Source organism: Methylobacterium ajmalii (genome assembly GCF_016613415.1).
GTDB lineage: Bacteria > Pseudomonadota > Alphaproteobacteria > Rhizobiales > Beijerinckiaceae > Methylobacterium > Methylobacterium ajmalii.
The window spans coordinates 1-395 of record NZ_JACWCT010000163.1; the positions used below are offsets into that span (position 1 = coordinate 1).

The 395-nt window shown below is 56.5% G+C and carries 1 rRNA gene; it reads right to left on the reverse strand.

Going from position 1 to position 395, the window contains the following annotated elements:
• Window positions 1–208: ribosomal RNA gene (locus HPY23_RS29020) — 16S ribosomal RNA — on the reverse strand; the annotation flags it as partial.
• Window positions 209–395 lie beyond the last annotated feature (187 nt).

Below are 395 nucleotides of genomic sequence, written 5' to 3' on the forward strand. Positions count from 1 at the left end.
TCCTTCGGCAGATAAACCTTTCCCCAGGGCCAGAGGCCATGGGCGTATCCGGCATTAGCTCAAGTTTCCCTGAGTTATTCCGAACCGAAGGGCACGTTCCCACGCGTTACTCACCCGTCTGCCGCTGACCCCGAAGGGCCCGCTCGACTTGCATGTGTTAAGCCTGCCGCCAGCGTTCGCTCTGAGCCAGGATCAAACTCTCAAGTTGAAGAGCTGATCATAGCTGATCACAACATAAACGGAGGCTCACAACCGATCGGCGTTTCCACCTGATCGTGTGAGCACCGAAACGTCGAACCAGCATCATCCTACTCACGACCGATTCCGAAGGAACCGACCCGCAGGGACGACGCCGTCCACGCTTCTCTTTCTCAGATGAACTTGTCAAAGAGCCG